This is a genomic window from Mesorhizobium sp. HAY1-8B (assembly GCF_056868045.1).
Window position 1 is genome coordinate 5,822,384 of sequence record NZ_CP200321.1, and the last position, 25,679, is coordinate 5,848,062.

Consider the following 25,679-nt stretch of genomic DNA (forward strand, 5'->3'; position numbering starts at 1 on the left):
GTGACAGGGCAGACAAGGCAAGCAGCACCATGTTCGAATACAGCGTTGAAGCCAGACGGACCGATGCACGAGGCAGCGTGGCCACCACCAAGAACGCCACGCTTGTTCTCGACACCTGTCTCGAGGGCCGGGCCGATGCCTTCAATCCGGCCGAACTGCTTCTGGCGGCGATCGCCGCCTGCATGATCAAGGGCATCGAGCGCGTCACCCCGATGCTCGGTTTCAAGCTGCGCGGCGTCAGGGTCGCGTTGCATGCCGTTCGGCGCGACAGCCCGCCGGGGATTGCCTCGATCGACTACGAGCTTGTCGTAGACACCGATGAAACCGACCAGCGGCTGGAGCTGCTGCACAAGAACGTCCGCAAGTACGGCACGATTTCCAACACAGTCGCCGCCGCCACCAAACTCGAAGGCACGATCAGGAGAAAAGCATGAGCCGCCTGCATGTCGAAAACCACCTCGTGTCGCGCATCGGCTGGCTGCGCGCCGCCGTGCTGGGAGCCAATGACGGGATCGTCTCGACCGCGAGCCTGATCGTCGGCGTGGCGTCGGCCGCCGCGCCGACTTCGCAGGTTCTGGTCGCCGGGATAGCCGGGCTGGTCGCCGGCGCCATGTCGATGGCTGCCGGCGAATATGTCTCGGTCAGCTCCCAATCGGACACCGAGAATGCCGACCTCGCCCGGGAGCGCGAGGAACTCAGGACGCAGCCGGAATTCGAGCGCGAGGAACTCGCCAACATCTACGTCAAGCGCGGGCTCGATAAGGGCCTGGCGCGGCAGGTCGCCGATCAGCTGATGGCCAGGGACGCGCTGGCCGCGCATGCCCATGACGAACTCGGCATTTCGGAAATGACCACGGCGCGGCCGATCCAGGCGGCGCTGACCTCCGCGGCGACCTTCAGCGTGGGCGCGGCGATGCCGCTGCTCATGGTGCTGGTCGCGCCGGCCTCCATGCTGGTGCTGGCGGTCTCGCTTGCGTCCCTGCTCTTCCTTGCCTTGCTGGGCGCCATCGGCGCCAGGGCGGGCGGCGCCAACATCCTTCGCGCAACGCTGCGCGTCACCTTCTGGGGCGCCTTCGCCATGGCGCTCACCGCGGGCATCGGCGCGCTGGTCGGCACCGCGGTGTAGACGCCCGACCCCAAGATCCAGAGGTCATTCCTGTTTCTTGCCGCTGCTGATCTTATCGCGCGCGGCCCATACCTCGATGAGCAGCATCGTCACCGTGACAGCCAGGGGTCCCAGTATGAATCCTGGAGCCCCGAACAGGGCGAGCCCACCTATCATCGATATGAAAGCGGGAATTGTGTGAAGCCTCAGCTGGTTTCCGACCAACATCGGACGAAGGACGTTGTCGATGCCGCCTACAACAATACCGCCCCAGCCCGAGAGGATTAGGGCCTTGCCCCAATCACCATCAAGCAAGAGGAGGATTGCTGCCGGTATCCACACGACGAACGAACCCAACACTGGCACGACGGAAAGCAGACTCATCACCACGCCCCAAAGAAGGGGCGTCGGCAACCCGAGGATCCAGAACATCAGCCCGCCCAAGGAACCCTGAACTGCCGCCACGGCGAGCGTCCCGTATACCGTGGCATGGACGGTATCGAACACCCGCTGAAACAGTCGCTCGGTGTCTGCGTTCTCCAGCGGTATCCAATCGCGAAACAGGCGCGCGATTGCGTTCCGATCACGCAAGAAATAGAACAGCATGTAGAACGTCAGGAGGACTTCCGCCACCTGCAACACGGAACCCTTGACGAACGTCGCACCGGCGTTGCTCAGCCATGTTGCGAGGCTCGCCATAATCGACGGCAGATCGATCTGTTGATTGATCCACCTTCCAATGGGTGCGATGCCGGGATGGGCGTCCAGGAGACGTTGGAGCTCTCCATCGGCCACCCGGGTTCGGACGGAGGCTGCCCCGGAAGCAGCTTCCTCCACCAAGCGCTCTACCAGGAAAGCCGCCGGGACAACGACGAGCAGTACTATCGTCAAGACCGAAACCATCGCCGCAACGTTGGGGTGTTTCAACTTCGTCTCGATCCAGGCATGGAAACGGACAAAGAGGATTGCCAGGGCCAACGCCCATGTGATCGCGCCCAAGAATGGCTCGGCCAAAAGCACGCAGACGACAATCCCGCCGATCGCGGCGGCGGCCAGTACAAGTGTGCCCACATGGCTTCCACGAACTCGTGGATTGTCGGCGTTCATCTTGCCAGCACCGAAACGGTTCGTCCGGGGATTTCCTTCACGTATCCAACCCTTGTTGACATCCAACTCTTCTCCAACCGACGACTCGTGGATCGGCTCATTGAATCCGCGGCTAGGCCTTCAGCCGCTCCCCCCAGAATGGCTTCAGCAACTCCAAGCATGCCAGCACGGCGGATCCCGCGGCAAGCGTTACCACCAGATCGTCGAGGTGTAGCGGTCCGAAGCGGAAGAGACTGGTGGCAAACGGCCACAGAAGGGTACCGCCCAGCATTGAAGCAACGGCCACGACAACGATCATGAGCGACCGGTTCGGCCTGATGAGCGCGGTCAAGAGCGACGCGCTGAAGGAGCGGTTGACAAAAATCAGCCCCACGATTGTCAGCACCAGCGAGAAAAAAATCAGGGCGCGGACTTCGTTCTCAGCCATGCCCTGTCTCAGGGCGACAAGGTAAATGGCCGCGAGAAGCGCGAAGGCGAGCGCCCCCTGGATCAGTCCCCACCCGATCAACGCCCCGGAGAACAGTGGCGAGTCCGGATTGCGAGGCGGACGGCGCATGACATCGTCTTCTTCGCTTTCAGCCTCGAAGACCAGCGAGCACACCGGATCGATCACCATCTCCAGAAAGGCGATATGTATCGGCCCGAACAGGATCGGCAGGCCAAACAGCAACGGCAGCAGCGAGAGACCCGCGATCGGCACATGGACCGCGAAGATGAACCCCATGGCCTTGCGCAGATTGTCGAAGATGCGGCGGCCAAGCCGAACGGCTTTGACGATCGAACCGAAATCGTCGTCGAGCAGCACGATCGACGACGCCTCGCGCGCGACGTCGGTGCCGCGGCCACCCATGGCAATCCCGATATTGGCTGCCTTGAGGGACGGCGCGTCATTGACCCCGTCCCCAGTCATGGCGACGATTTCACCGCTCGACTTCAGCGCGCTGACGATGCGAAGTTTCTGTTCGGGCATGATGCGCGCGAACACGGTCGCACTTTTCACACGCAGTGCCAGCTCGTCGTCACTGAGCGCTTGCATCTCACTGCCGGTCACCACGCTTTCGGCATCGAGGCCCGCCTGGCGCGCGATCATTTTGGCGGTTGCCGGGTAGTCGCCGGTGATCATCATCACCCTGATGCCGGCGGAACGGCAGTCGCTCACGGCTTCGGGAACGCGCGCGCGCAGGGGGTCCGTCAGGCCGACCAGCCCGAGAAATTCGAATTTGAAATCGTGTTGCGTCTTCGGCAAGTCGGTGCCGCGATGAGACCCGTGGGCCACGCCGAGCACACGCAGCCCCTCGGCCGCCATGGCCTCGACCGAGCTCTTCAGGGCCTTGAAGTCCCTTGCGTTCAGATGGCACAGCGCCCCGATCGCCTCTGGCGCGCCTTTTGCCGCAACCAGCGAATTGCCATCGCCACGTGTCGATTGCCAGACATTCGACATCGCCAGCAGTCCGGGTCGAAGCGGATATGCGTGGACCAGTTCCCAACCCGGTTTGTCCAGAATCCTGTGCTCGGACAGCCGTTCCTTGCCGAGTTTGTGAAATGCGATCTCCATGGGGTCGAAAGGAATCTGGGCGCTGGCAAGCACACCCGTCTCGACCAGATCGGCGAATGCCGCCGGCAGGTCGGTGCCCGGCTTGTCCGCCATCCGAAACGACATTCCATCCGCCGACCGAAGTTCGGCAATCGTCATCCGGTTCTCGGTGAGCGTGCCTGTCTTGTCGGTGCAGAGGATCGTCGCCGAGCCAAGCGTTTCGATCGCGGCGGCCCTGCGGGTCAGGACGCGCGCCTGCGATATGCGCCACGCACCCATGGCCATGAAGATCGTCAGCACGACGGGAAACTCTTCCGGCAGCATCGACATGCCGAGCGCGATGCCCGCGAGCACGGCGTCAAGCCATCCGCCCCGCAGAAGCCCATAAAGCAGGACCGCGACGAGGCTGACCGCGCCACCGACCATTGCGAAAATGCGTACGACGCGCCGCATCTGTGCCTGCAATCGCGGCGGTTCCGTCTCCATTGAACTCAGCGAGTGCCCTATCTTGCCGATTTCACTTCGTGGCCCCGTCGCCAGGACTTCGCCCATGCCTGAACCGCGAACGATCAGCGAACCCGAGAATATGAAAGGCAGGTCGTCACCGCCTGGTCGGCATTCGCTCAGTGGCGGGGCGCCGTCGGCGGCAATCTTTCGGACCGGTACGGATTCGCCGGTGAGCAGGGATTCGTCGCTCTGCAGATCCTGGCTCTGGAGAAGCCTGGCATCGGCCGGTACCCGGTCACCCTCGCCGAGCACGACGAGATCCCCCCGAACAACCTCGCGACCGGCAATGCGCTTGCGTTCACCACCGCGTATGACCAGGGCGCGAGGGCTGGTTAGATCACGCAGCGCTTCCAGGACACGCTCGGTGCGTGTCTCCTGTATGATGGTTATGCCGATTGACATCGTGGCAAAGGCCAGCAGGATCAGCGCTTCCTCCAGATTGCCCAGAATGAGATAGACAACGCCGCCGCCAAGCAGGAGCGCCAGCATAGGCTCGCGAATGACCTCGAAGGCAATCCGCAACGGCGTGCGTTGGTTGGACCTCGGCAGTTCGTTGTACCCTTCGGCGGCAAGCCTGGCTTGCGCCTCGGCCTCCGAAAGGCCTGGAAAGGGATCTGTCGGCACCTCGGCCATGTCAGCTATCCTTGATGGCCTGTTCGACGCAAGTTGGCTCGTGGAAGGACCTAACTGCTTCGCGGCGCTGATAAAGGACCATCATGAAGCGAGGTAGAGGGCTCAGTGTGACAGGAGGATGGGGAGCCGCAAATCCGCAAGAACACCCTCGGTTGCGCCGCCGAGCACGAAGTCCCTGACCCGCGAATGACCGTATCCACCCATGACCAGCAGCTTGCCACCAATCTTGACGGCATGCTCCTGGAGAGCGGCGCCTATCGAACGGTCGCCCGCTCGGATCGCAGCGCTTTCGACGGTCAGTCCCCGCATCCGCAGGCCCTCGGCAAGGCGTTCGCCGATGTCCTTTCCGGGAAGCGGCTTTTCGTCGACCACGCTGATGACCGTGATCCTGGCGGCGCGTTCCAGGAACGGCCGCGCGTCGGCGACGGCCCGTGCCGCCACGCGGCTTCCATCCCAGGCGATGACGACATGGTCGAGCACACCAACATCCGTCGCTTCGGGAAAAAGGAGCGTCGGCCGGCCTGCGCCGAACAGTATGGCCTCGGCAGTCATGCGCGCCGTCGGATTGTCCGCGGCCAGGCCGACCAGTGAGAGATCGAAATAGCGGCTTTGTTCCGCGGCAGCATCACCCATCAGGGCCGGGGGCGCCGCGATCTCCTGCGTGGTCAGGGTCACCGCGCCCTGTGAGGCCTCCTTGGCAACCGCCTCCAGCAAGATCTTGCCGCACTTGCGGCTGGTCGCCTCGACCTCTCGAATCTTGCTTGGAAGATCGAGCAGATAGCTCGAAAGCGCGTTCGAAACGTCGGGAATGTCGACATCGACAACGACCGCATGAAGCGCTGCCCCCACCTGCCTGGCGAGCGCCACTGCATTCGAGGCGACCTTCGCCGTATTCGCTTCGGGATATGTAGCCAGCGCCAGACATGCCATGAGTTTCATCGGATTTCGCCTCTATTCCATCGGCGGCCAGATGGCCAACGGCATCTTTAACCCAATGGATGGGTCAGGCTTTGATTCAACGCAAAACCTCCAGATGCTGAGCCTCCGATGATTGCCTCGCAGCGCATCCGCCAGCGATGCCCCCAAAATCGGGCTCCGTTGGATCGCCATGAACAGGCGACGTGGCCTTCACTATAATCTGTTCGCCAACCAGCGAAGTGCCTTCGCCATGGTGCTCACCGCCGATATCGGCGCGCTGGTCGCAATGGCGGTGTAAGCGGCGGGCCAGCCGGCCGCTTGCGATGCCGGTATCACCCGTGCCATCTGTCCGGTTCAACGGACAGACCCGCGGCAGCATGGCAGCACGACCACCCACCGGGAAACCACCCGCCGGCAAGTCGCCGGGCGTCAGCCTCAATCGCGCGCTGTCGAAGCTTGGCCTGTGCTCGCGCACGCAGGCCGAGCTGCTGATTGCCGAGGGCCGTGTGCGTGTCGGCGGCAAGGTGGTGCGCGATGCCGCGCTGCGCGTCGACCTGAACCGCGACCGCATCGTCGTCGATGGCGAAAAGGTGGTTGCCGAGCACAAGGTCTATGTCATGCTCAACAAACCGCGCGGGCTGGTGACCACACGCGACGACCCGCAACAGCGCGACACCGTCTATGCTTGCCTCGAAGGGCTCGACCTGCCCTTCGTCTCGCCGGTCGGCCGCCTCGACAAGGCGAGCGAAGGCCTGCTGTTGATGACCAACGACACGCACTTCGCCAACCGGCTGATGGACCCGGCCTCGCATCTGCCCAAGACCTATCATGTGCAGATCGGCACGGTGCCCGATACCGGGATGCTGGGCAAACTCCGCGCGGGCGTCACCGTCGACGGCGAGACCCTGACCGCCAATTCGATCGCGCTTTTGCGCAGCGGCGGCCGCACCGCCTGGCTGGAGATCGTGCTCGACGAAGGCCGCAACCGCCACATCCGCCGGCTGCTCGCCGCGCACGGCATCGAGGTCAAGCGCCTCATCCGCATCGCCATCGGCCGGCTGCCGCTGGGCGACCTCGCCAAGGGCTCGGCGCGGCATCTGACGCCGGAGGAGCTGGCGCTGCTGGCGGGCTGAGCACCGAGGTTGCGCGCGCGAAGCGCTATTCGACGTCGATGCTCACGACCGTCTTATGGGCATTTCCCATATAGGTATGGGTCGAAAACGTGACCTCGTCGTGTCCCTTGAACCCGGGATTCGACCGGTAGAGCCCCTTGATGCCGTTGACCTTGTGCGTGTTGCATTTCCAGCGCTCATTCGATTTTGGGAAACCGGAATAGAGCTTTGCGTGCACAAGCCTGACCTTGCCGTGGCTTGGGCCGGCGATGACCCTGACATCGTTGGCGCCCGCGCTCGAACAGTCCTCGTTGAGGCTCACATCCCTGAGGATATAGATCTCCTGTCCGGACAGCGCCGTCTTTCGATAGCTCTCCGTCCCCGCGGCCGCCGGCCAGGCCGCCAATCCCAGAACCGTCAATGCCGCGACGAAGCCTGCCGTTTTATGCACCATTTTTCAGCGATCTCCTGGCTGCATGAAGTCTCCCCCCGGCCGAGAGGCGGGCGATTGCGGCACCGCTTTCCCGCTACTCGACCTTGATGTTGGCGACAAATCTGAAGGCATTGCCCTCATAGGTGTGGACCGAGAACGTGACCTGGTCCCAACCCGTGAATCCGGATTTCGACCGGTAAAGCGCCTTGACGCCATCCACCATGCGGGCATTGCATTTCGAACGCTCGTTCGATTTGGAATAAGACGGATGCACCTTGCCGTGAACGAGTTTCACATTTCCATGGCTCGGGCCGGAAACCACTCGCACGTCGTCCTTGCCGGCGCTGGAACAGTCCGGGTTCAGGGTCGTACCACCGAAGACATAGATCTCCTGGCCCGAAAGCGCAGTCTTCTGGTAGGTGGATGAGCGGGTGTAGGCAGCCGCCGGAAAGGCCGTAAATCCCAGAAGCGCAAGCCCCGATATGACACTTGTCGCGCGGCAATTCATGCCAGCTCCCCCAACCCGTGAATTCTCCCACCGACCGTTTTATGACAGCCACAGGAAAGCGGCCAATCACGGAAGCAGTCGCATCCATCAATTCATGGTTATCGGCACAGGATCGAGACAAGCTCCGTCGGCACCCATCCAGGACAGGGCTGGGAAGACTTCCGTCGAATTGGGGGACGGACGTCAGGGCCTCGTTCCTGTTCTGCAGGGCCGGCTACCGCGCCGTGGCCACGCGGGCCGACCGCCAGCCCGCCGTGGCGATCCATGCGCGGCGCCACCAGGACCCGGAATGGCGCGCGCACTCGCTGCACGTCATCGAGCCGGCCGCTGGCGGCATCGCCTCGCTGACGATCTATGTCGGCCCGCTCGCGGCAGGGCTGTTCGCCGCCTTCGGCCTGCCGCCCGTGGTGCAGGGGAGCTGGTCCGAACCGGAAGCGTGAAGCTTACATCTCTCTCCTGACAGAAAGCTGGCAGGAGGCCTGGCCTATAGAGAGGCTGGGAGCCCGGCCGCGGCTTCGACGATCAAGGAGCCCTGCGATGAATTTCGTCTCTGTCCGCATCATCACATCTGACGTTCAGCGCCTCGTGCGCTTCTACGGCGAGATCACCGGCATGCCGGTGACGGTCTACACGGAGGACTTCGCCGAACTGGCGACGCCTTCCTGCACGCTGGCGATCGGCAGCACCCGCACCTTGATGCTGTTCGGCGGCGATATTGCCCGCCCCGCCGACAACCACACCGCCATCCTCGAATTCCGCGTCGGCGACGTCGATGCCGAATTCGCCAGGCTGTCCGACTTGATCAGGAACGTGACCGTGCAGCAGCCGACCACCATGCCCTGGGGCAACCGCTCGCTGCTGTTCCGCGACCCCGACGGCAACCTGGTGAACTTCTTCACGCCCGTGAGCGCAGAGGCGATCCGGAAGTTCGATAAATAGGGAGCGAGCCGTGCGGTTCAGCGCCAGGCATCGGGAATTAGCCGGAGCCTCCCCGCGTTCGTCATCCCAGGGTCTCCGCGACGGAGCTTCGCTCCTGCTTCGCCCTGGGACGACGAACTCGAGGAGGCGTCCGTGCCGAGCGAGCGCCGCTGCCGCCGCTACTTCAGGTTCCACCTGCGCACCACCGGCTCGCTGAGGTCATGCTCATAGCCGAGCACGCTGATGCTGGCCGTATCGAGCACGAACAGCGCGCCGCCTTCCGGCGGCAGGCCGAGCCAGCGGGCGGCGAGCACGCGCAGGAAATGCGCGCTGGAAAAGATCAGGATCGAGCCGCCGGCTTCACGAAGCTGTCTGATGATCCTGTCGGCGCGGGCGCCGACATCGGCCGCCGTCTCGCCTTGCGGGCAGCCGTCGCGAAACACGGTCCAGCCCGGCCGCTCGGCCAGGATCTCCTTGGTGGTGCGCCCCTCATAGGCGCCGTAGTCCCACTCCTGCAGATCATCGTTTCTGACGCTTGTCGCGCCAAAGCCGGCAAGCACGCTGGTGTTGTAGGCGCGCTGCGAGGGGCTCGACCAGACGGCCGAGAACGACAGGCCCTTGAGCCGCTCCGCCACGCCACGCGCGGCCGCTTCGCCGGCCGGCGTCAGCGGCATGTCGGTGCGTCCGGTATGCTGCCCCGAAAGGCTCCACGCCGTCTCGCCATGCCGGACCAGATGGATTTGCGGATACGCGTTGCTCATGGGCTGCCTTTCGTTGATGTCAGGCCAAGCTGTAGCGGTCGGCACAACACAGCGAAAGACCCGGCGGCTAACGGTCCCGGCCGGACCTCCAGCCGGGGGCTGGCCGCCTTACCAATCCGTAAGGTCCTTTGCCAACGAGTTTCATGAACCTGTCATGTGCCCGCACCTATCCTTGATCCATCGCGCCTATTTCTGATCCATCGCGGGCCGCGACATGAGGGACACTTCAATGAAAATGCTATCTCTGGCGCTGGCCGCCGGCACGCTTACGACGGCGTTGGCGGGCGCGCTGTCTGTTTCCAGCGCCAACGCCGCACCCTACAAGCACGTACTGCTCATCAGTATCGACGGGCTCCATGCACTCGATCTGGCAAACTATGTCGCCGCAAATCCGAAAAGCGCGTTCGCCACGCTCGCCCATACGGGGATTTTCTATCCCAACGCGCTGACCAGCGCCCCGTCCGACTCGTTCCCTGGCTTTGTCGCACAGGTGACCGGCGGCACGCCCAAATCGACGGGCGTGTTCTACGACGACAGCTACGACCGCACCTATTTCGCGCCGGCCTCGGATTGCAAGGGCGAGCCGGGTGCCGAAGTGGCCTTCGCCGAGAACATCGACGTCGATTCGAAGCGCCTTGATGGTGGCGGCAAGCCGGGCGATTTCCGCAGCCAGATCGACCCGGCAAAGCTGCCGATGACGCTGATCAACGGCAAGTGCTCGGTGGTCTATCCGCATGATTTCGTGCGGGTCAACAACGTCTTCGAGATCGTGAAAGCTCATGGTGGCCGCACAGCCTGGTCCGACAAGCACCCGGCCTACGAATGGCTGAACGGACCTTCGGGCAAAGGCGTCGACGACCTCTACGCGTTGGAACAGGACAGCCTGATCCCCGGCACGAAGGTCAAGACGACGGGCAGCTTCAAGGCCGAACGTGACTTTGACGAAGCGCGGGTCCAGGCGGTGATCAACGAAATCAAGGGCCTCGACAGCACCGGCGCGCATCACGTTGCGGTTCCCGCGCTTTTCGGCATGAATTTCCAGGCGGTCAGCGTGGGGCAGAAGCTTCCCAAGGCCGGTCCCGGCGACGAGGCCGGTCTGGTCGGCGGCTATCTGGATGCCAGCGGCGCGCCGAGCAATGGTCTTGCGGGGCAACTCGCCTATGTCGACGGCGCCCTCGGCGAATTGATGGCGGCACTCAAGGACAACCATCTCGCCAGTTCGACCCTGATCATACTGGCCTCGAAGCATGGCCAGTCGCCCATCGACCCGGCGACGTTCCAGCCGCTGGACGATGATCCATACACGAAGACACCAGGCTACGCCTTCCACATCGCCGACGACGCCGCGCTGATCTGGCTCAAGCCGCAAGACAGGGTGAAGAACCTCGCGGCGGCGCGGGATTATCTCGAGAAATCGAGCAAGGCCGAAGGCATCGCCCAGATCCAGCCGCCGAATGCGCTGGCTCTCGCCTATCAGGATCCGGCCACCGACAGCCGTACGCCGGACTTCATAGCCACGGTCAATCCGGGCGTGGTCTACACATCTGGTTCGAAGATTGCCGAGCATGGTGGCGCCAATGCGAATGATCGCAACGTGGCGCTCCTCATCAGCGGTCCTTCGCTCAAGCCGAGGTCGGTGCCAGCCCTGGTGCAGACGACGCAGGTAGCGCCCACCATCCTGCGGGCCCTTGGCTATGACGCCAACGAACTCCAGGCCGTGAAGCTCGAAGGCACCCAGGAGCTGCCGGCGATGCCGTTCTAAGCCTGGAACGGGATCATACGGTTTCACAATTGGCCGCCGGGCATGCCCGGCGGCCAGTTGTTTGGGACCGGCATTGTTTGCGGAAAGGCGGCCGCATCGCCAATAGCAGGCTCCATCGGACCGGCCTGACGCCGGTTTCAGGTCCCACCCTCCTCGCCTGGCCCTGATCCACATAAAGCTGGCCCTGTGAGGAGGCCCGCCGCGCAACTATATCAGGGTAAGCCGCACCAAGGCTCCCGCCACCCCAAGGGCATCGGCCCTTGCACAACAGGTCAGATCACCATGTACAAACATCTGCTCATCGCCACCGACGGATCGGAACTGGCGGACAAGGGCGTCGCCCATGGCCTCACATTGGCCAAGGGCATCGGCGCCGCCGTCACCTTCGTCACCGTCTCGGAACAATTCCCGATCTTCGCCTGGGGCGGCGCCATGGCCGGCTACGCCGCCGGCGATGAACTGGCCGTCTACCAGGAAGAATCGCGCAAATACGGCAAGGAGGTTCTGGCCAAGTGCAAGGCTTCGGCCGATGCGGCCGGCGTCTCCGCCGAGGTGGTCCATGTCGAGGACAAAAGGCCCGCCGAGGCGATCCTGGAACTGTCGCAGGCGCTGGGCTGCGACCTGATCGTGATGGCCTCGCATGGCCGCCGCGGACTGGGCAAGCTGCTTCTGGGCAGCCAGACGGCGGAAGTGCTGTCCTACACCGCAATCCCGGTGCTGGTCGTTCGATAGGGCGCGCCGCAAGCGCGGCTAGTGCAGCGCCTCCCCCGCGAGGTAGGCGCCCAGCACCAGCAGGCCGATCAGGAACACCGTGCGGAAAGTCTCGACGCTCATTGTCCGGCGCAGTGCCTGGCCGATGAACATGCCGGCCAGTGCCGGCGCCAGCGTCAGGACCGAGCCCGTCAGTTGCGTCGCCGGCGACGCCAGGGCGCCTGTCCGGAGCAAGCCGATGGCAAGCGCAACCGTCGATATGGTGAAGGACAGGCCGAGCGCCTGGATCAGGTCTTCCTTCTCCAGCCGCAGCGATTGCAGATAGGGCACCGCCGGAATGACGAAGACGCCGGTGGCGCCGGTGACCAGCCCTGTCGCCACGCCGACCAGCGGTGACATCAAGGCCTCGTGGCGCGCCGGCGCAATGACCCCGAACTTGAACAGGCCGAGCAGGGCATAGAGCACCAGCGCAGCGCCGAGCCCTGCCGAGGCAGCGCCCGAATGTGCGCCGGTGAGCACCCCCGCCCCGGCGACCGTGCCAAGCACGATACCCGCCATCATCGTCCACAGCCGCCTGATGAGCCCGCCGAAGGAAGGACCGGTGAACAACTGCCAGAGATTGGTGACCAGCGACGGAATCAACAGCAGGGCGGCGGCCTCGGCCGGCGGCATGGTTACCGCCAGCAGCCCCATCGCCACGGTCGGCAGCCCCATGCCGACAACGCCCTTGACGAAGCCGGCGGCGAGGAAGACGGCGGCGATCCACGCGATGACGCCGGCGCTCAGCACGGCCGCACCGTCTCCACGGGATCAGTCATGCGGCAGCATGTCCGTCGCGTCGGCATCAAGGCCGGGTCTTGGCGCGGCATCGCGGCTGCCGGCTGATGCCGCGCATCCCCGCAAACCAGACTGCGCCTGCGCCACGGCAAGCGAGGCAACCGCGACCGCCAGCACGATCGCCGCGCTTTCAAGGATGCCTTGCCGGCCTGAGATCCTGTCACTCATCGCACATCTCCATGGCGAATGATTTGACTGACACATGGACCGCGCACAATGTGGAAGTTGCGCTGCCAGCCTTCGGCTGTGGCGAAGGCTGATCGTCGGGGGGTCAGCCGACTTTCCGAACCGTCAGACTGTCTTGCAGGGAACAAAAGGATGCGCTTCGACCTCACCGATCTCCGGCTGTTCCTGCTGGTTGCCGAGCGCGGCAGCATCACCCATGGCGCCGAACTCGCCGGGCTGGCGCTGGCTTCGGCGAGTGCCCGCATCAAGGGCATGGAGGAGCGGCTCGGTGCACCGCTTTTGGAGCGCCGCCGCCGTGGCGTGGTGCCGACGGCGGCCGGCCACGCGCTGCTGCATCATGCGCGCGCCGTGCAGAACCAGATCGAGGCGATGGCCGGCGACCTCGGCGCCTATGCCGGCGGCCTGCGGGCGCGCGTGCGGCTGATCGCCAACACCGCCGCCACGGCCGAGCTGCTGCGCGACATCCTGCCGGCCTTCCTGGTGGCGCATTCCGGCATCGACGTCGATCTCGATGAACGCCCCAGCCATGAGATCGCCGAGGCGGTGGCCAGCGGTGCGGCCGATCTCGGCATCGCCGCGACATGGGCCGGCCTGTCGCATCTCGAGCAGAAACCGTTCTTCATCGACCGGCTGATGGTGATCGCCGCGCGCGACTGGCCCGGGCTCCCCGGCGTGCATGCCGTCAGCCTCGCCGGCATCCTGGGCGAATCCTTTGTCGGCCTCGGCCTCGGCCACGCGCTGCAGGAGCACATCACCCGCCAGGCCGCCCGTCTTGGCGGCCACCTGCATATTCGCATCCGCGTGCCCGGCCTCGACAATGTCTGCCGGCTGGTCGCGCAAGGCGCCGGCATCGCCATCGTGCCCGAAAGCGCCGCGCGCCGTTCGGCCCGCCGGCTACGCAGCCTGCGGCTGACCGACGACTGGGCGACGCGCCAGCTCAATCTCTGCGCCCGCAGCTTCGGCCAACTGACACCGCAAGCGAAACTGCTGGCGGCGGCGCTGGCCTGAGGACTATGGACCGGCGTTGTCGATGCGAAAGAACCGCCCAAGGCTCGCATAGTTCTTGCGCGGCCCTTTGACCCGCCAGACCTCCACCCATTCGTCCTGTCCGCGAAAGAAGAAGCGCCCGACATAGACATCGGCGCCGCAGAGATGGCGGACGGTCTGCGCCGCCTCCGGCCCAAGCTCGATGAAGTCGCGACCGTCGGCATGGAGGATGCGCATCGAACGGTCGCGCTGCTCGAGCCGGTAGCGCCGGCTTGCCGGCATTTCGTTGGAGCCGATCCGCATGGTTCCATGCTCGGTGAAGGCATCGGCCGTGACCACGGCGTCGCCGGCGAAGCGGTGGGTCGCACCGGTCAGGAAATCGATCATGGTGCGGCGGACTTTCCAGTCGCCGACGAGGTGGTCTGCCATTGCTCCCCTCCTCGTCACAGGGATCAACCGTGGTTCTCTGGTCAAATGCGACAGGGCACTATGCCGACTGATCAGACAAATTCTTGATCTTCGCAAGTCACCGTAAAAAAGAAATCCGGCCAAGCCAGGCCCAACTCAATGCCCGTGGCTCTCGGCCAAATGGTCGTCCGGTCGCGCATCAGCGCGATGGCTGACCGGCCCCCCGCATGGGGAGCCGGCCGCTCTTCCGTCGTGGGCCGGCGAAAGGCCGTCCCGACGGGCGGCTCAGGCCGCCGTCGGATAGTCCGTATAGCCCTTGGCATCACCGCCATAGAACGTCGCCTTGTCAGGGGTGTTCAGTTCGGCATTTCGCTTCAGCCGGCTGACGAGGTCGGGATTGGCGATGAACAGCTTGCCGAACGCGACAAGGTCGGCATAGCCGTCGGCGATGGCCTTTTCGGCCAACTCCTTGTCGTAGCCATTGTTCACCAGCCAGGCGCCTGTGCCGCCGGCCTTGCGATAGCTGGCCTTGAGTTGTTCGTAGTCGAACGGCTTGTCGCCCTGGCTGAAATCGCGCGCGCCGCCGGTCGCGCCTTCGACGATATGGACATAGGCCAGGCCGCGGCCGCCCAGGCCTGCCACCGCATGGTTGAAAAGCGGCTGCGGATCGGCGTCCGAAGTGTCGTTGGCGGGCGTCACCGGCGACAGCCTGATCCCGGTCCTGCCGGCACCGACAGCGCCCGTCACCGCGTCGACCACCTCGAACAGGAACCGCGTCCGGTTCTCGATGGAGCCGCCATAATCATCGGTGCGATGGTTGGTGCCGGAGCGCAGGAACTGGTCGATGAGATAGCCATTGGCGCCATGGATCTCGACGCCGTCAAAACCCGCCACCTCGATCGCCGCCTTGGCGGCACGGCGAAAATCATCGACGATGCCGGGGAGTTCGGCCGCATCGAGCGCGCGCGGCTCGGAAGTCTCGACGAACTCACCGCTGCCATCGGGCTTGACCAGGAAAGTCTTGGAGTTCGCCCTGATCGCGGACGGCGCCACCGGTTTGCCGCCGCCGGGCTGCAACGCAGTGTGCGAGATGCGTCCGACATGCCAGAGCTGGACCACGATCTTGCCGCCGGCTCTATGGACGGCATCGGTGACGCGCTTCCAGCCGGCAAGCTGATCCGCGCCATAGAGGCCGGGCACGTCGGCGTACCCCTGGCCCTGATGGCTGATGGCGGTGGCCTCCGTCACGATCAGCCCGGCCGTGGCGCGCTGGCTGTAGTAGGTCACCGACAGGTCGCCGGGCACCGCATTGGGCGAGCGATTGCGCGTCAGCGGCGCCATGACGATGCGGTTCGCCAGCGCCAGGTCGCCGACCCGCAGGGGATCAAAAAGGGTAGCCATGAGAAATGCCTTTCATGCATTCGGGGAGGAAGCGGGGAGGATCGTCAGAGATCGGACAAGGCGGCCTGAAAGGCGGCGATGGTTTCTTCGTTGCGCTTGTAGAACACCCATTGGCCGACCCGCCGCGTGGTGACGAGGCCGGCCGACGCGAGCGTCGCCAGATGCGTCGACACGGTGGACTGCGCCAGGCCGCAACGTTCGAACTGGCTGGCGCAGACGCCCATTTCCAGCGGATGCTCCTGCGCGGTGAAGTGCTTTTCAGGCTCCTTCAGCCACGCCAGGACATCGCGTCGAACCGGATGCGCCAGCGCCTTCAATATGATGTCGCGGTCCATCTTCACCTCGCATCGATCTCGACCGATATATAGATCGGGTGGAGGCGATATGGCAGGAAATCCATGCCATTATTTGCTGCAATCACAGCATGTTGATCTCCGGCCAGGGCACGAAACCGGAAATGGCGCCGCCGGGCGCCGGCCGCCGCGGCGAACGCGCCGCCATCCCGTCAGGTGACCGCCAGCACCTTGCCCGTATCGTGCTGGCGCACGAAATCCACACGCTTGCCATCCCAGTGGTAGCTGTAGTGCCGGCCCTGCACCGGGACCGGAATGACGTCGGGCCAGAAAATGCCGATGCATTGCCCGTCCGGCATGCGCACGCTGTTCCACACCAGCCCGTCGCTGCCTTGCGCCCGCAGCGCCTGCCCTTCCGCCTGCGAGGCGGTGTAATCGTCCGGGTCGAGCACGCCGGGCACGGCGTTGACGTCATCGAGGTCACGGTCGACGCTGCCGATCAGCACGCGAAAGTCAGCCGTCCAGCCCGGATCCTCCTTGGTGGCGCGCATGAAATTCTGGTGATGGTGGATGGTTTCGGCCAGCGCCACATCCTCGCTGTCGCCGGCATAATAGAGGCCGTAGCTGCCATCGGAGAAGCGCCCGGGCCGCAGCGTCGAACAATGCACGAAAGGCGCCATGACGAAGCTGGCGCCGGGCCCGGTCACCCGCCTTGCCGCCGCCACCTTGCCGAGGTCGCCGATCTCCAGCCTGATGCGCGGGTTGGTCTTCTCCTCGACGGACGCCAGCGCCTCCCAGTCGCGCGGATCGGCGATGTCCTCGAACAGGTCGATCGGCGGATGGATGGAGCGGATGATGCGAAAAGTCTGGTGCCAGTGGACGCGGCGCCGGACCGCGAACCCACTCACCATGCACCACGCTCCGCATCGAGCCATTCGCGCATGGCGGCAAGGTCGGAGATTTCGCCGCGCAGCATCAGGTCGAGCGCCGACTGGCCGCCGAAAGTGGCATTGGGCTTGCGGATCCAGGCATAACCGCGCGCCGGCTCGGTGAAGAGATAGCGCAGGCCCTTGTGGATGCCCATCAGATGCGCCATGCGGGTGCGCAGGTCGCGGTCGATCCGCCCGATGCCGCCTTCCTTCCAGCGTGCCCAGGTGCGTGCGGACATCCCGCCGAGCAGGATGCAGGCCTCCAGATCGGTCAGGTTCCACGCTTTGAACAGATTGACCGTGGTGCGCGCCAGGGCGCCCGCCTCCTCGTCCGAGATGGCGCTGCCGACCGTGGCCGGCGTTGTGACGATAGACTGAAGCTGCATGTTGCTCACCCTGCTATTGGCAGAGATATAGCATGCATTTGCCAATTGGCAAGAAGAAGACAGAGATACGCCACGCAATCGCTTCGTTTCGAACGCGTGACGAGAACCTAAATTGCCACGGCAATCAACTCCACCGCACCATGTAGGAAGGTCAGCGCGCCGCATGAGCGGCGCGCTGGCTCGGCGTTATTCCGCCGCCTCGTACCCCGCGATGCCCTTGATCTCGAGGAAATCCTCAAGCCCGTATTCGGCGTATTCGCGGCCATTGCCCGACTGCTTGTAGCCGCCGAAGGGCAGGCCGGCGTCCCAGGTCGGGTAGTTGATGTAGACGTTGCCGGAACGCATGCGCGCCGCCACGTCGCGGGCCTTCTGGATGTCCTTGGCCTGGATGTAGGAGGCAAGGCCGTAGACGGTGTCGTTGGCCTGCTCGACCGCCTGTTCGACCGTGTCATAGGGCAGGATCGCCAGCACCGGCCCGAAGATCTCTTCGCGCGCGATGCGCATGTCGTGGGTGACGTCGGCGAACACGGTCGGCCTGATATAGTAGCCGCGGTTGAGTTCGGCCGGGCGGCCGGGGCCGCCGGCGACCAGCGTCGCGCCCTCGTCGATGCCGCTCTGGATCAGGTCCTGGATCTTGTCGAACTGGACCTGGCTGACGACGGGGCCAAGCTTGGTGTTGGCGCCGTCGGCCGGGCCGACCACGAACTTTTCGGCTGCCGCCTTGGCATAGCCCGCCGCCTCGTCGTGACGCTCGCGCGGCACGAACATGCGGGTCGGCGCGTTGCAGGACTGGCCGCTGTTGCCGAAGCAGCCGGCGACGCCCTTGGTGACCGCGGTGGCGAGATCGACATCCGGAAACAGGATGTTGGCCGACTTGCCGCCAAGCTCCTGGTGCACGCGCTTGACCGTGTCGGCGGCGGCCTTGGCCACCAATATGCCGGCCCGGGTCGAACCGGTGAACGACATCATGTCCACGTCGGGGTGGCTGGACAGTGCCTGGCCAACGCCAGGGCCATCGCCGTTGACGAGATTGAACACGCCCTTCGGCACGCCCGCCTCGTCGATGATCTCGGCGAAGATGATGGCGTCGAGCGGCGCGATTTCGGACGGCTTCAGCACCATGGTGCAGCCTGCGGCGAGCGCGGGGCCGACCTTGCAGGTGATCTGGTTCAGCGGCCAGTTCCACGGCGTGATCAGGCCGACGACGCCGATCGGCTCCTTGACGATCAGCGCGCTGCCCTTGACGTGGCGAAACTGGAAGGTCTTCAGCGTCTCGGCCATCTTCTGCAGATGTGCAAGGCCAACGCCAACCTGGCTGTCGAGCGCCATCTGGCGCGGCGCGCCCATCTCGCGCGATACGGCGAGCGCCAGGTCCTTGGAGCGCTTCTTGTAGACCTCGATGACGCGGTTCAGGATGTCGAGCCGCTCTTCGACCGAGGTGAAGCCGAATGTATTGAAGGCCCGCTTGGCGGCGGCCACCGCCTTGTCGACATCGGCCTTGGAGCCGAGCGAGATCTGCGCGAAGGCATCCTCGTTCGAGGGATCGATGACATCGAGCGTCTTGGGCACGACAGGATCGACCCACGCGCCGTCGATATAGAACTGCAGATTGTGTGACATGGTTTCTCCTTGGGGGTGCCGCAGGGCCGTTCCGGCCGTGATATCCAGCTAGAGATAACGATGCACAAACGCCGCTGTCAAACGCAACCCCGAAGCGGTTGAGCCAGCACGCCAGTGATTGAGCCAGACGCTTTGGCCCAGCGGACCTGACCGCTTTCGATGGCAGAGGTCGGGATGAATTACAGCAGCGTATGTCCCGCCTCGCCCAACAGCCGTCTCGCCGCTTCCTGATCCGCCGCTTTCACCAGCAGATGATCGCCGTCGAAGGTGGATACCACGAAGATGCCCAGCCCGTTTTCCGACAGCGGCCGGATGACCGACAACACGATGCCGGTTTCGTCGAAAGCAAAGGGCCCCTGCAATTTGAGGGCGACCCATTCGCCGTCCTGCCTGACACTGTCCGGAACGCGATCTTGCAGGCAGACGACCGAGAGCTCGTCGTCGGTCCTGGTGATGCTGACGAAGCCCGGTCCGTCCGCCCAAGCGGGAATGCCGTCGCCCGCATCGAGCCGCGAGATCACGTAAAGCCCGGGAAGTTGCTTCAATTTGATCCTGGCAGCCATTGTCGGTCTCGTTCTTCCGATCGCCGCTATCGTATCAATTTCTTGCTCATATAGACCGTCATGCCGCCCATGAATGGCTCCTCCCGGTCGATCACATAGCCGTGCCATTTGTACAACGACACATTGGCGGCGAAAGCACCATTGGTCAGCAGGCGCAGCTCCGGGCGACCGGCTTCGAGCGCCTTCTGTTCGGCCCGCTCCAGCAACAGCCGGCCGATGCCCCTGCCCTGCGCCCGTGGCGCCACGCAGACATTCTCGATCCACAGGTGGTCGTCGGCCAGCACGGTTTCGATCATGCCGACGACGCGGCCGTCCGCGATTGCAAGATCGAACGGATGCTCGGCAACGGCCTTGTCGTAATCGGCGCGCATGGGCAGCGGCTCGCGGCCGATCACCGGCACCCATTTGGCATAGGCTGATCGCACGATGTCCCTGATCGCGGCGGCGTCAGCGGGCTCGGCCGGCCGAAACCGGATGGAATTATTCGTCATCACAAGACTCCAGACATGAAAACCCCGCCGGCGTTGTCGCGGGCGGGGCTGGAAACGAACGAACCGGATCTATCCTGCCGGCCTTCGTCGTCGCGCAATCAGCTTGCCGCTCCGTGTGGTGCGGCGGCGTCGCTGGGTGTTGGTGGGCGCGAGGGCGAACATGGGGCCAAGCTGGAACAGGAAGGGCGGCGCTGTCAAGACTGGCCGAATGTATGGCGGCGACCACTCAATTGCCGAGATCGGCAGCGCCAGCGTCCGGAGAAGGTGACGGGCAAATTCGAAATCCGAAGCGCTCCATCTGGACTGTCCCCACGGTCGTTCTATCTTCCTGCCGAATCTGCCGAACTGGAGCCGTTGCCGTGACCCAAACCGACCTCTACCGAGGCTATATCGACTGCCTCAACAACCAGGATTGGCAGCGGCTGCATCGCTTCGTCCATGACGAGGTGCACTATAATGGCGACCGGGTCGGCCTGTCAGGCTACCGCGCCATGCTGGAACGGGATTTCCGGGAAATTCCGGATCTCTATTTCGATGTCCAGCTGCTGATTGCCGAGCCACCCTTCATCGCCAGCCGCCTTCAGTTCAACTGCACGCCGAAGGGGACCTTTTTCGGCTTGCCCATCAACGGCAAAAAGGTCTCCTTCAGCGAGAATGTTTTTTATGAGTATCTGGATGACCGGATCAGGAACGTGTGGTCGGTCATCGACAAGGCGGCGATCGAAGCGCAGATTTGATTTCGGGTGAGATGAATGTCTCCTCCTTGCAGCTGGTGGTAACTTGCCTACCTTGTGTCGCAGGAGAAGACACAGATGGCCAATGTCGAGAAAGTGAGCGTTGCCCTCACCCCTGAAATGGCAAGCATGATGCGGGAGGTCGTTGCGGCGGGCGAATACGCCTCGGCGAGCGAAGTCATGCGTGAGGCGCTGCGCGAATGGAAATTTCGCCGGATGCAGCGTGATCAGGCTGTCGACGAATTGGGCCGGCTTTGGGATGAAGGCATGGCAAGCGGTAACGCCGTCGACGGTGGCGAAGCCTTCGCTCGGATCAAAAGCAAGCTCGATGCCAGGATCGCCGAGCGCACGTCGCGATGACACCGCGCCTACGGCCGGAAGCCGAAGCGGATATCGAAGCCATCGCGCTCTATATCGCCGAGGATAGTCCCTCGGCGGCACTGCGCTGGTATGACGAAATCCATGCCCATTGCCAGCGCATCGCCGACATGCCGGGAATGGGTGTTGCCCGGCCGGACGTGCGAGCGGGCTTGCGCACATTCCCTGCGGGAAACTAACTGATCCTCTATCGCCAGATCGACGACGGTGCCGAGATCGTGCGCGTGATTCATGGCGCGCGTCGGTGGCAGGAATTGTTGTAGCCGGACGACCGTTCGTAAAAATCGATCATTCTAACCATAACAATTCGTTGGAAAGATCGAATATGAAATGGCATTCCTCCGGCATACCCGCCTGGAGAATTGCATTGTCTTCCGCCGCCCGCATCGCGAACGATATTCCGAAAAGCCTGATGCCTGCCGATCTGGCCGCCGGCCGCAAGCGCCTCGATTCGATGTGGAACGGCATCATCCCCGGCATCGTGCTGGTGGCAATGATCACGGCGGTCGCCTTCTCGGCGCACGATGTCTCCGGCTTTGCCCTGTTCAGCCCGATGATCCTGGCCGTCGTTGCCGGCATGATCTATTCCAACGTGCTCGGCACGCCTGCCCACGCCAGGGCCGGTATCGCCTTCTCGCAAAAGCGCCTGCTGCGCTTCGCCATCGTGCTTCTCGGCTTCCAGCTGACGCTCGGCCAGGTCGTTTCGATCGGCGCCGGCGGCATCGGCATCGTGGCGGCCACGCTTGGCGCCACCTTCCTCTTCACCATCACGCTCGGCCGGCTGATCGGCGTCGACCGGAAGCTGGCGCAACTGATCGCCGCCGGCACCTCGATCTGCGGCGCCTCGGCCATCGTCGCAACCAACATCGTCACCGATGCGCGCGACGAGGACGTGACCTACGCCGTCGCCTCGATCACGCTGTTCGGCACCGTCGCCATGCTCGGCTTCCCGCTTTTGGCGCCGCTGCTCGGTCTCGACCAGCACGCTTTCGGCCTGTGGGCCGGCGCGTCCATCCATGAGGTGGCGCAGGTCATCGGCGCCGGCTTCCAGAACGGCACCCAATCCGGCGAAATCGCCACCGTGGCCAAGCTCACCCGCGTCGCCATGCTGGCGCCGATGGTCATCGCGCTCGGCCTGATGGCGCGCAGCAAGACGAGCAGCGGCCAGTCAGGCGATCAATCCGGGGCGCGCCCGCCCATGCCATGGTTCGTCGCCGCCTTCGTCGCCGTCGTGGCACTGAACAGCCTGGTCACCGTGCCCGCCGAAGTGAAGTCGGCAATAGTGCTCGCCACCACCATCATGCTGACCATGGGGCTCGCCGCCATGGGCCTGCAGGCCGACATCTCGCAACTGCGCTCGCGCGGCCTGCGCCCGCTGGCGCTCGCCTTCTCGGCCTTCCTGTTCATCGGCGGATTCAGCCTGGTGCTGGTGAAGTTTGTAGGCTGATCAATCCTCGAACGAGCTCGACGCGGCATAGATCGCCGCGAGCTTTTCGATGCCGGCCTGGTCTGCCTTGTCGAAGCGGCCTGGCAGCGGGCTGTCGAGATCGAGCACGCCGAAGACACCTTCTTCGTCTTCCAGAAGAACGACCAGTTCCGAGCGTGAATCGGCGTCACAGGCAATGTGGCCGGGGAAATCGTGCACGTCCTTGATCAGCATGGAGGTGCCGAGTTCGACCGCCGTTCCGCACACACCCTTGCCGACCGCGATGCGCACGCAGGCCGGCTTGCCCTGGAAGGGCCCGAGCACCAGTTCCTCGTCCGAGGCCAGGAAATAGAAGCCCGCCCAGTTAAGGTCGGGCACCATCTGGAAGATCAGCGCCGCGGTGTTGGCGGCATTGGCGATCGAGTCGCTTTCGCCTTCGAGCAGCGCCTTCAGTTGAGCGGCGAGGTCGCGGTAGAACGCGGCCTTGTCCGTGGTGTCGATGGCCTTGGCCGCAAACATGGCTTGTCTCCGAACTGAGAATCGCGGTTCCGTTTCCGCAAGCTCTCTGCACCAAACGACCACCGGACGACATTAGCGTGAATCCCACCCCCGGCGAAAGCCGCAAGATCAGGATTGCCGCCGCCATCATCGCGGATGCTTCCGGCAGGCTGCTTCTGGTACGCAAGCGCGCCACCAGCGCCTTCATGCAGCCCGGCGGCAAGATCGAGCCGCATGAGGCGCCGGTCGATGCGCTGGTGCGGGAATTGCGCGAGGAGCTTGGCCTGGTGATCGACCCCGCCACGGCCGTGCCGCTCGGCCTGTTCCGCGCCAAGGCCGCCAATGAACCGGACAGCACGGTCGAGGCGGAGCTGTTCGCGGTTTCGATCGAGAGCCAGCCGGTACCGGGCGCCGAGATCGAGGAGATGATCTGGCTCGCCCCGGGATCAGCCAACGGCATCGAACTCGCGCCGCTCACCCGCGACGTGGTGTTGAGGTTGAGCGGAACGTAGCGGCCCCGCCACCGCGACGCTTACATCGGGCGCTTGGGTTCGCCCTTTTGTGGCGTTGCCGTGTCGGAATCGGATTTCTTGTGCTTTTCGGCGGCAATCCTGCGGATGCGGTCGAAGCGGCTTTCCTCGGTGGTTTCGGTCGTGACGACCGTCTGTGGCTTCTGCGCGAACACGATCATGGATCGATCTCCTGGGCTAGAGGCCTGCGCGCCGGGAGAGAATCCCCCGGCGGTAGTCTTCCCGGCTCAGAGAAGAGCCGACTTGTCGAGATTCAGGTCAGGTCGAAGGGCGGCTTCCATGAAGCCGCCCTTGCAGCCGGCTGAATCCTTAGTAGCCGCCCATGGCGCCGCCGCCACCACCCGCCGGTGCAGCATCCTTGGCCGGAATGTCGGTGATCATGGCTTCGGCGGTGATCAGCAAGGCCGCGATCGAGCCGGCATCCTGCAGCGCGGTGCGCACGACCTTCGCCGGATCGACGATACCTGCCTTGATCATGTCGACATAGGTTTCGTTCTGGGCGTCAAAGCCCTGATTGTGATCCTTGCTGTCGGTGAGCTTGCCGACGACGATCGAGCCTTCGACGCCGGAATTCTCGGCGATCTGGCGGATCGGCGCCTCGAGCGCGCGCAGCACGATCGAGATGCCTGCCGTCACATCGTCATTGGCGCCGGTCAGGCCGGCAAGCGCCGACCTGGCACGCAGCAATGCCACGCCGCCGCCGGGCACGATGCCTTCTTCGACCGCCGCACGCGTCGCGTTCAGCGCGTCGTCGATGCGGTCCTTCTTTTCCTTGACTTCCAACTCGGTGACGCCGCCGACGCGGATCACGGCAACGCCGCCCGACAGCTTGGCCAGCCGCTCCTGCAGCTTTTCCTTGTCGTAGTCGGAGGTGGTCTCCTCGATCTGGCCCTTGATCTGGGCGACGCGCGCCTGGATCGTCGCCTTGGTGCCGGCGCCGTCGATGATCGTCGTGGTGTCCTTCTCGATCAGCACGCGCTTGGCGCGGCCGAGCATCTCGATGGTGACGTTCTCGAGCTTGATGCCGAGATCCTCTGATATCATCTGGCCTGCGGTCAGCACCGCGATGTCTTCCAGCATTGCCTTGCGGCGATCGCCGAAGCCCGGCGCCTTGACGGCAGCGACCTTGAGGCCGCCGCGCAGCTTGTTGACGACCAGCGTGGCGAGCGCCTCGCCTTCGACGTCTTCCGAAATGATCAGCAGCGGCCTGCCGCTCTGCACCACCGCTTCGAGGATCGGCAGCATCGCTTGCAGATTGCCGAGCTTCTTTTCGTGGATGAGAATATAGGGCTCTTCCAGTTCGACGCGCATCTTGTCGGCATTGGTGACGAAATACGGCGAGAGATAGCCGCGGTCGAACTGCATGCCCTCGACCACGTCGAGTTCGGTTTCGGCGGTCTTGGCTTCCTCGACGGTGATGACGCCGTCATTGCCGACCTTGTCCATCGCCTTGGCGATCATCTCGCCGACGGTCGCGTCGCCATTGGCGGCGATGGTGCCGACCTGAGCGATCTCGGCCGACGACTTGACCTTCTTGGCCTTCGACTTGATTTCCCCGACGACGGCGGCAACCGCCTGGTCGATGCCGCGCTTCAAGTCCATCGGGTTCATGCCGGCGGCAACCAGCTTGGCGCCTTCGCGCAGGATCGAGGCGGCCAGCACGGTTGCTGTGGTGGTGCCGTCACCGGCAAGATCGTTGGTCTTCGAGGCCACTTCGCGCACCATCTGCGCGCCCATGTTCTCGAACTTGTCGGCGAGCTCGATCTCCTTGGCGACGGTGACGCCGTCCTTGGTGATGCGCGGCGCGCCATAGGCCTTGTCGATGATGACGTTGCGGCCCTTGGGGCCAAGTGTGACCTTCACCGCGTTGGTGAGGATCTCGACGCCGCGCAGCATGCGGTCGCGCGCGTCGGTTGAGAATTTGATTTCCTTGGCAGACATTGTTGTTATCCAGTTCGTATTTGGAGTGGATCAGTCGCCGCGCGGTGCGCGCAGCGCTGTCG

Annotated in this window: 32 protein-coding genes; 13 read left to right on the plus strand and 19 right to left on the minus strand. The window is 64.2% G+C overall.

Features of this window, described 5'->3' with window-relative positions; translation table 11 throughout:
• Positions 1 to 29: 29 nt before the first annotated feature.
• Both AC1VON_RS27965 and AC1VON_RS27970 read left to right on the plus strand, forming a co-directional pair.
• Positions 30 to 434, plus strand: coding sequence for an OsmC family protein (locus tag AC1VON_RS27965; RefSeq protein ID WP_091584909.1), 405 nt, complete (start codon positions 30 to 32; stop codon positions 432 to 434).
• Positions 431 to 1,126 (plus strand): VIT1/CCC1 transporter family protein, encoded by a 696-nt coding sequence (locus AC1VON_RS27970; RefSeq protein WP_172349372.1) that lies wholly within the window; start codon positions 431 to 433, stop codon positions 1,124 to 1,126. Before AC1VON_RS27965 ends, AC1VON_RS27970 begins: the two co-directional genes overlap by 4 nt.
• A gap of 24 nt (positions 1,127 to 1,150) precedes the next feature.
• Here the strand turns inward: AC1VON_RS27970 and AC1VON_RS27975 are convergent, their stop codons facing one another.
• From AC1VON_RS27975 to AC1VON_RS27985, 3 genes are all read right to left on the minus strand, one after another.
• Positions 1,151 to 2,278, minus strand: a complete 1,128-nt coding sequence (locus AC1VON_RS27975; protein WP_483125582.1) for an AI-2E family transporter — start codon at positions 2,276 to 2,278, stop codon at positions 1,151 to 1,153.
• 46 nt (positions 2,279 to 2,324) lie between these two features.
• On the minus strand, positions 2,325 to 4,886 hold the full coding sequence (locus tag AC1VON_RS27980) for a cation-translocating P-type ATPase (protein WP_483125583.1): 2,562 nt from the start codon (positions 4,884 to 4,886) through the stop codon (positions 2,325 to 2,327).
• Positions 4,887 to 4,988: 102 nt separating this feature from the next.
• Positions 4,989 to 5,825, minus strand: a complete 837-nt coding sequence (locus tag AC1VON_RS27985; RefSeq protein WP_172349370.1) for a universal stress protein — start codon at positions 5,823 to 5,825, stop codon at positions 4,989 to 4,991.
• Positions 5,826 to 6,181: 356 nt separating this feature from the next.
• Between AC1VON_RS27985 and AC1VON_RS27990 the strand changes: the two genes are divergently transcribed.
• Complete coding sequence (locus AC1VON_RS27990) at positions 6,182 to 6,937, plus strand: pseudouridine synthase (RefSeq protein WP_483125584.1); 756 nt, start codon at positions 6,182 to 6,184, stop codon at positions 6,935 to 6,937.
• A 25-nt stretch (positions 6,938 to 6,962) separates the two neighbouring features.
• Here AC1VON_RS27990 and AC1VON_RS27995 read toward each other — a convergent pair whose 3' ends face one another.
• Both AC1VON_RS27995 and AC1VON_RS28000 read right to left on the minus strand, forming a co-directional pair.
• Complete coding sequence (locus AC1VON_RS27995; RefSeq protein ID WP_172349368.1) at positions 6,963 to 7,370, minus strand: hypothetical protein; 408 nt, start codon at positions 7,368 to 7,370, stop codon at positions 6,963 to 6,965.
• Between the two features lie 73 nt (positions 7,371 to 7,443).
• On the minus strand, positions 7,444 to 7,857 hold the full coding sequence (locus tag AC1VON_RS28000) for a hypothetical protein (RefSeq protein WP_483125585.1): 414 nt from the start codon (positions 7,855 to 7,857) through the stop codon (positions 7,444 to 7,446).
• 224 nt (positions 7,858 to 8,081) lie between these two features.
• Here AC1VON_RS28000 and AC1VON_RS28005 point away from each other — a divergent pair, with 224 nt between their 5' ends.
• Positions 8,082 to 8,297: a hypothetical protein gene (locus tag AC1VON_RS28005; protein WP_483125586.1), complete on the plus strand. Its 216-nt coding sequence runs from the start codon at positions 8,082 to 8,084 to the stop codon at positions 8,295 to 8,297.
• Positions 8,298 to 8,394: 97 nt separating this feature from the next.
• The gene (locus tag AC1VON_RS28010; protein WP_475459295.1) at positions 8,395 to 8,796 is read left to right on the plus strand and encodes a VOC family protein; all 402 of its coding nucleotides are present in this window, start codon (positions 8,395 to 8,397) and stop codon (positions 8,794 to 8,796) included.
• A gap of 158 nt (positions 8,797 to 8,954) precedes the next feature.
• On the opposite strand, the gene AC1VON_RS28015 is transcribed toward AC1VON_RS28010, so the two are convergent.
• Entirely contained in the window at positions 8,955 to 9,536 is a 582-nt protein-coding gene (locus tag AC1VON_RS28015; RefSeq protein WP_483125587.1) for a histidine phosphatase family protein, read from the minus strand.
• Between the two features lie 229 nt (positions 9,537 to 9,765).
• Here AC1VON_RS28015 and AC1VON_RS28020 point away from each other — a divergent pair, with 229 nt between their 5' ends.
• Positions 9,766 to 11,298 (plus strand): alkaline phosphatase family protein, encoded by a 1,533-nt coding sequence (locus tag AC1VON_RS28020; RefSeq protein WP_483125588.1) that lies wholly within the window; start codon positions 9,766 to 9,768, stop codon positions 11,296 to 11,298.
• A gap of 282 nt (positions 11,299 to 11,580) precedes the next feature.
• The gene (locus tag AC1VON_RS28025) at positions 11,581 to 12,030 is read left to right on the plus strand and encodes a universal stress protein (RefSeq protein ID WP_140774137.1); all 450 of its coding nucleotides are present in this window, start codon (positions 11,581 to 11,583) and stop codon (positions 12,028 to 12,030) included.
• A gap of 18 nt (positions 12,031 to 12,048) precedes the next feature.
• Here the strand turns inward: AC1VON_RS28025 and AC1VON_RS28030 are convergent, their stop codons facing one another.
• Both AC1VON_RS28030 and AC1VON_RS28035 read right to left on the minus strand, forming a co-directional pair.
• Positions 12,049 to 12,798, minus strand: a complete 750-nt coding sequence (locus tag AC1VON_RS28030) for a sulfite exporter TauE/SafE family protein (protein ID WP_483125589.1) — start codon at positions 12,796 to 12,798, stop codon at positions 12,049 to 12,051.
• Positions 12,799 to 12,819: 21 nt separating this feature from the next.
• The gene (locus tag AC1VON_RS28035; protein WP_483125590.1) at positions 12,820 to 13,014 is read right to left on the minus strand and encodes a hypothetical protein; all 195 of its coding nucleotides are present in this window, start codon (positions 13,012 to 13,014) and stop codon (positions 12,820 to 12,822) included.
• A gap of 150 nt (positions 13,015 to 13,164) precedes the next feature.
• Here AC1VON_RS28035 and AC1VON_RS28040 point away from each other — a divergent pair, with 150 nt between their 5' ends.
• The gene (locus AC1VON_RS28040) at positions 13,165 to 14,040 is read left to right on the plus strand and encodes a LysR substrate-binding domain-containing protein (RefSeq protein WP_483125591.1); all 876 of its coding nucleotides are present in this window, start codon (positions 13,165 to 13,167) and stop codon (positions 14,038 to 14,040) included.
• A gap of 3 nt (positions 14,041 to 14,043) precedes the next feature.
• Here the strand turns inward: AC1VON_RS28040 and AC1VON_RS28045 are convergent, their stop codons facing one another.
• The 8 genes from AC1VON_RS28045 to AC1VON_RS28080 form a co-directional block, all read right to left on the minus strand.
• Positions 14,044 to 14,448, minus strand: coding sequence for a DUF6314 family protein (locus tag AC1VON_RS28045; RefSeq protein WP_483125592.1), 405 nt, complete (start codon positions 14,446 to 14,448; stop codon positions 14,044 to 14,046).
• A gap of 264 nt (positions 14,449 to 14,712) precedes the next feature.
• Positions 14,713 to 15,828 (minus strand): alkene reductase, encoded by a 1,116-nt coding sequence (locus AC1VON_RS28050; protein WP_483125593.1) that lies wholly within the window; start codon positions 15,826 to 15,828, stop codon positions 14,713 to 14,715.
• Between the two features lie 44 nt (positions 15,829 to 15,872).
• Positions 15,873 to 16,163 carry an ArsR/SmtB family transcription factor gene (locus tag AC1VON_RS28055; RefSeq protein WP_483125594.1) on the minus strand — a complete coding sequence of 97 codons (291 nt, stop codon included), beginning with the start codon at positions 16,161 to 16,163 and terminating at the stop codon, positions 15,873 to 15,875.
• A gap of 170 nt (positions 16,164 to 16,333) precedes the next feature.
• The gene (locus tag AC1VON_RS28060) at positions 16,334 to 17,032 is read right to left on the minus strand and encodes an RES family NAD+ phosphorylase (RefSeq protein ID WP_483125595.1); all 699 of its coding nucleotides are present in this window, start codon (positions 17,030 to 17,032) and stop codon (positions 16,334 to 16,336) included.
• Positions 17,026 to 17,436 (minus strand): MbcA/ParS/Xre antitoxin family protein, encoded by a 411-nt coding sequence (locus tag AC1VON_RS28065; RefSeq protein WP_140611808.1) that lies wholly within the window; start codon positions 17,434 to 17,436, stop codon positions 17,026 to 17,028. Before AC1VON_RS28065 ends, AC1VON_RS28060 begins: the two co-directional genes overlap by 7 nt.
• Positions 17,437 to 17,622: 186 nt before the next feature.
• A complete protein-coding gene (locus AC1VON_RS28070; protein WP_172349357.1) occupies positions 17,623 to 19,056 on the minus strand; it encodes an aldehyde dehydrogenase family protein in 1,434 nt (477 codons plus the stop codon).
• 179 nt (positions 19,057 to 19,235) lie between these two features.
• Positions 19,236 to 19,619 (minus strand): ACT domain-containing protein, encoded by a 384-nt coding sequence (locus tag AC1VON_RS28075; RefSeq protein WP_483125596.1) that lies wholly within the window; start codon positions 19,617 to 19,619, stop codon positions 19,236 to 19,238.
• A 26-nt stretch (positions 19,620 to 19,645) separates the two neighbouring features.
• Positions 19,646 to 20,113: a GNAT family N-acetyltransferase gene (locus AC1VON_RS28080; protein ID WP_483125597.1), complete on the minus strand. Its 468-nt coding sequence runs from the start codon at positions 20,111 to 20,113 to the stop codon at positions 19,646 to 19,648.
• 356 nt (positions 20,114 to 20,469) lie between these two features.
• Here AC1VON_RS28080 and AC1VON_RS28085 point away from each other — a divergent pair, with 356 nt between their 5' ends.
• The 4 genes from AC1VON_RS28085 to AC1VON_RS28100 all read left to right on the plus strand — a co-directional run bounded on the left by AC1VON_RS28085 (position 20,470) and on the right by AC1VON_RS28100 (position 22,669).
• A complete protein-coding gene (locus AC1VON_RS28085; RefSeq protein ID WP_172349354.1) occupies positions 20,470 to 20,847 on the plus strand; it encodes an ester cyclase in 378 nt (125 codons plus the stop codon).
• A 75-nt stretch (positions 20,848 to 20,922) separates the two neighbouring features.
• Positions 20,923 to 21,204: a type II toxin-antitoxin system ParD family antitoxin gene (locus tag AC1VON_RS28090; RefSeq protein WP_172349353.1), complete on the plus strand. Its 282-nt coding sequence runs from the start codon at positions 20,923 to 20,925 to the stop codon at positions 21,202 to 21,204.
• Positions 21,201 to 21,401, plus strand: coding sequence for a type II toxin-antitoxin system RelE/ParE family toxin (locus tag AC1VON_RS28095; RefSeq protein ID WP_483125598.1), 201 nt, complete (start codon positions 21,201 to 21,203; stop codon positions 21,399 to 21,401). Before AC1VON_RS28090 ends, AC1VON_RS28095 begins: the two co-directional genes overlap by 4 nt.
• Before the next feature lie 233 nt (positions 21,402 to 21,634).
• Positions 21,635 to 22,669 (plus strand): YeiH family protein, encoded by a 1,035-nt coding sequence (locus AC1VON_RS28100; RefSeq protein WP_483126389.1) that lies wholly within the window; start codon positions 21,635 to 21,637, stop codon positions 22,667 to 22,669.
• On the opposite strand, the gene AC1VON_RS28105 is transcribed toward AC1VON_RS28100, so the two are convergent.
• Entirely contained in the window at positions 22,670 to 23,167 is a 498-nt protein-coding gene (locus AC1VON_RS28105; protein ID WP_483125599.1) for a GAF domain-containing protein, read from the minus strand.
• Positions 23,168 to 23,244: 77 nt separating this feature from the next.
• Between AC1VON_RS28105 and AC1VON_RS28110 the strand changes: the two genes are divergently transcribed.
• Positions 23,245 to 23,658, plus strand: a complete 414-nt coding sequence (locus tag AC1VON_RS28110; protein ID WP_483125600.1) for an NUDIX hydrolase — start codon at positions 23,245 to 23,247, stop codon at positions 23,656 to 23,658.
• Positions 23,659 to 23,678: 20 nt separating this feature from the next.
• On the opposite strand, the gene AC1VON_RS28115 is transcribed toward AC1VON_RS28110, so the two are convergent.
• On the minus strand, positions 23,679 to 23,837 hold the full coding sequence (locus AC1VON_RS28115; RefSeq protein WP_483125601.1) for a hypothetical protein: 159 nt from the start codon (positions 23,835 to 23,837) through the stop codon (positions 23,679 to 23,681).
• A 148-nt stretch (positions 23,838 to 23,985) separates the two neighbouring features.
• Positions 23,986 to 25,617: a chaperonin GroEL gene (gene groL / locus AC1VON_RS28120; RefSeq protein WP_483125602.1), complete on the minus strand. Its 1,632-nt coding sequence runs from the start codon at positions 25,615 to 25,617 to the stop codon at positions 23,986 to 23,988.
• Between the last annotated feature and the right edge of the window lie 62 nt (positions 25,618 to 25,679).

What these genes read in the sequence shown, in the direction of transcription:
- AC1VON_RS27965 (WP_091584909.1), top strand. Translation starts at nt 30, where the DNA reads ATGTTCGAATACAGCGTTGAAGCCAGACGGACCGATGCACGAGGCAGC.
- AC1VON_RS27970 (WP_172349372.1), top strand. Translation starts at nt 431, where the DNA reads ATGAGCCGCCTGCATGTCGAAAACCACCTCGTGTCGCGCATCGGCTGG.
- AC1VON_RS27980 (WP_483125583.1), bottom strand. Translation starts at nt 4,886, where the DNA reads ATGGCCGAGGTGCCGACAGATCCCTTTCCAGGCCTTTCGGAGGCCGAG.
- AC1VON_RS27985 (WP_172349370.1), bottom strand. Translation starts at nt 5,825, where the DNA reads ATGAAACTCATGGCATGTCTGGCGCTGGCTACATATCCCGAAGCGAAT.
- AC1VON_RS27990 (WP_483125584.1), top strand. Translation starts at nt 6,182, where the DNA reads ATGGCAGCACGACCACCCACCGGGAAACCACCCGCCGGCAAGTCGCCG.
- AC1VON_RS27995 (WP_172349368.1), bottom strand. Translation starts at nt 7,370, where the DNA reads ATGGTGCATAAAACGGCAGGCTTCGTCGCGGCATTGACGGTTCTGGGA.
- AC1VON_RS28000 (WP_483125585.1), bottom strand. Translation starts at nt 7,857, where the DNA reads ATGAATTGCCGCGCGACAAGTGTCATATCGGGGCTTGCGCTTCTGGGA.
- AC1VON_RS28010 (WP_475459295.1), top strand. Translation starts at nt 8,395, where the DNA reads ATGAATTTCGTCTCTGTCCGCATCATCACATCTGACGTTCAGCGCCTC.
- AC1VON_RS28015 (WP_483125587.1), bottom strand. Translation starts at nt 9,536, where the DNA reads ATGAGCAACGCGTATCCGCAAATCCATCTGGTCCGGCATGGCGAGACG.
- AC1VON_RS28020 (WP_483125588.1), top strand. Translation starts at nt 9,766, where the DNA reads ATGAAAATGCTATCTCTGGCGCTGGCCGCCGGCACGCTTACGACGGCG.
- AC1VON_RS28025 (WP_140774137.1), top strand. Translation starts at nt 11,581, where the DNA reads ATGTACAAACATCTGCTCATCGCCACCGACGGATCGGAACTGGCGGAC.
- AC1VON_RS28035 (WP_483125590.1), bottom strand. Translation starts at nt 13,014, where the DNA reads ATGAGTGACAGGATCTCAGGCCGGCAAGGCATCCTTGAAAGCGCGGCG.
- AC1VON_RS28040 (WP_483125591.1), top strand. Translation starts at nt 13,165, where the DNA reads ATGCGCTTCGACCTCACCGATCTCCGGCTGTTCCTGCTGGTTGCCGAG.
- AC1VON_RS28045 (WP_483125592.1), bottom strand. Translation starts at nt 14,448, where the DNA reads ATGGCAGACCACCTCGTCGGCGACTGGAAAGTCCGCCGCACCATGATC.
- AC1VON_RS28050 (WP_483125593.1), bottom strand. Translation starts at nt 15,828, where the DNA reads ATGGCTACCCTTTTTGATCCCCTGCGGGTCGGCGACCTGGCGCTGGCG.
- AC1VON_RS28055 (WP_483125594.1), bottom strand. Translation starts at nt 16,163, where the DNA reads ATGGACCGCGACATCATATTGAAGGCGCTGGCGCATCCGGTTCGACGC.
- AC1VON_RS28060 (WP_483125595.1), bottom strand. Translation starts at nt 17,032, where the DNA reads ATGGTGAGTGGGTTCGCGGTCCGGCGCCGCGTCCACTGGCACCAGACT.
- AC1VON_RS28065 (WP_140611808.1), bottom strand. Translation starts at nt 17,436, where the DNA reads ATGCAGCTTCAGTCTATCGTCACAACGCCGGCCACGGTCGGCAGCGCC.
- AC1VON_RS28070 (WP_172349357.1), bottom strand. Translation starts at nt 19,056, where the DNA reads ATGTCACACAATCTGCAGTTCTATATCGACGGCGCGTGGGTCGATCCT.
- AC1VON_RS28075 (WP_483125596.1), bottom strand. Translation starts at nt 19,619, where the DNA reads ATGGCTGCCAGGATCAAATTGAAGCAACTTCCCGGGCTTTACGTGATC.
- AC1VON_RS28090 (WP_172349353.1), top strand. Translation starts at nt 20,923, where the DNA reads ATGGCCAATGTCGAGAAAGTGAGCGTTGCCCTCACCCCTGAAATGGCA.
- AC1VON_RS28095 (WP_483125598.1), top strand. Translation starts at nt 21,201, where the DNA reads ATGACACCGCGCCTACGGCCGGAAGCCGAAGCGGATATCGAAGCCATC.
- AC1VON_RS28100 (WP_483126389.1), top strand. Translation starts at nt 21,635, where the DNA reads ATGCCTGCCGATCTGGCCGCCGGCCGCAAGCGCCTCGATTCGATGTGG.
- AC1VON_RS28105 (WP_483125599.1), bottom strand. Translation starts at nt 23,167, where the DNA reads ATGTTTGCGGCCAAGGCCATCGACACCACGGACAAGGCCGCGTTCTAC.
- AC1VON_RS28115 (WP_483125601.1), bottom strand. Translation starts at nt 23,837, where the DNA reads ATGATCGTGTTCGCGCAGAAGCCACAGACGGTCGTCACGACCGAAACC.
- groL (WP_483125602.1), bottom strand. Translation starts at nt 25,617, where the DNA reads ATGTCTGCCAAGGAAATCAAATTCTCAACCGACGCGCGCGACCGCATG.